Genomic DNA, 1,703 nt, shown 5'->3' with positions numbered 1-1,703 from the left:
ACGAACATGAGCTACAACCCGGCCATCGCGCCCGGCGGCAACGTGCAGTTCGGCTTCCAGGGCACCTGGGCCGGCAACGACACCAGCCCCAGCGCCTTCACCCTCAACGGAAACGCCTGCAGCTGACGCTCGGAACGAACCCCGTGGGCGCCCGCTAGACGCGGGCGCCCACCGGTGGGTTCGCAAGTAGGTACCCGAAATCAACCTTCGAAAGAAGTGTGGCAGATGACGTCCCAACCCCGTACCGGCCCCGGATGCGGCCGGATGGCGAGAGCCGCCGTGGGGGCGATCGCAGCCCTCGGATTCGCCGTTGCCGCGCCGGGTGTGTCGCGTGCGGCGGTGATGTCGACGTTGTTCGTCTCGCCGAGCGGGTCGGGTACGGCCTGTTCGTCCTCGGTGCCGTGTTCGCTGGCCCAGGCGCAGTCCTCGGTGCGCGCGCTGGACGGGAACATGAGCGGTGACATCGTGGTGCAGTTGGCCGGGGGCGTCTACCGGCTCTCCGCGCCGCTGGTGCTGGGGGCCGCGGACTCCGGCGGCAACGGCCACAGCGTGATCTGGCAGGCCGCGCCCGGCGCCGCCCCGGTGCTCTCCGGCGGCCAGCAGATCTCCGGCTGGTCGCTGCACGACGCGGCCAACAACATCTACGCCGCCGCGGTGCCGCCCGGGGCCGACTCCCGGCAGCTCTACATCGACGGCGCCGCCGCCCCCCGCGCCGCGATCGCCATCAACCGCAGCGACGTGCAGTTCACCGCCACCGGCATGAACATCGTCAACTCCGCCCTGAACTACCTGGCGACACTGCCGCAGCAGAACCGCATCGAGATCGAGAGCCAGAACTCCTTCACCGACCGCTACGCCCCCCTCCAGTCGATCTCCGGCACCACCATCACCATGGCGCAACCGGCCTGGAACAACAACAACTGGGGCTACGACACCCTGGCCAAACCGTTCGCCGGCGGCGCCCTGCAACTGGAGAACTCCTACGCGTTCCTGAAGAACGCCGGCCAGTGGTACCTCGACCCGCAGGCCGGGCAGCTCTACTACAAGGTGCCCTCCGGCTGGAACCCGTCGAGCCACGACGTGGAACTGCCGCGCCTGACCTCCCTGCTGGAGATCTCCGGCAGCTACGCCGCCCCCGCCCACGACATCGCCTTCCAGGGCATCGCCTTCCAGCACACCACCTGGCTGGCCCCCGGCTCGAACATCGGCTACGCCGACCAGCAGTCCGGCACCTTCCTGGCCCAGTCCTACAGCACCGAGCCCTCCAACTTCCTGACCTCCTGCCAGTCCGGCTGCCAGGGTTTCGAGGCCACCCGCAACACCTGGCACCAGGCACCGGCCGCCGTGCAGGTCTCCGCCGCCGCCAACATCAGCTTCACCGGCGACACCTTCACCCACCTCGGACAGGTCGCCCTGGGCATCGGCAACGACAACGACGCGGTCGCCTCCGGGGTGGGCCTGGGCGCCTCCGGCATCACCGTGACCGCCGGCACCTTCAGCGACGACGCCGGCGCCGGGATCGTGGTCGGCGGCGTGCAACCCGACGCCCACCACCCCTCCAACACCGCGATGACCAACCAGAACATCACCCTGACCGACAACCTGGTCAACGGGGTCGCCGAGGACTACAAGGACATGGCCGGGATCCTGTCCACCTACGTCACCCACGCCGTGATCGACCACAACGAGGTCGAGAACCTGCC

The 1,703-nt window shown here is 69.2% G+C and carries 1 protein-coding gene and 1 pseudogene; both read left to right on the top strand.

All coding sequences use genetic code 11. The features are described 5' to 3' along the window. Positions 1-6 precede the first annotated feature (6 nt). Positions 7-126 carry a cellulose binding domain-containing protein gene (locus KGA66_RS28855; RefSeq protein WP_246508981.1) on the top strand — a complete coding sequence of 40 codons (120 nt, stop codon included), beginning with the start codon at positions 7-9 and terminating at the stop codon, positions 124-126. 99 nt (positions 127-225) lie between these two features. Continuing rightward, positions 226-1,703: pseudogene (locus KGA66_RS28850) on the top strand (right-handed parallel beta-helix repeat-containing protein); the annotation flags it as partial.

It is taken from the genome of Actinocrinis puniceicyclus (assembly GCF_018283645.1).
GTDB classification, from domain to species: Bacteria; Actinomycetota; Actinomycetes; order Streptomycetales; family Catenulisporaceae; genus Actinocrinis; species Actinocrinis puniceicyclus.
This window is presented reverse-complemented; position numbering and strand designations above follow the sequence as displayed.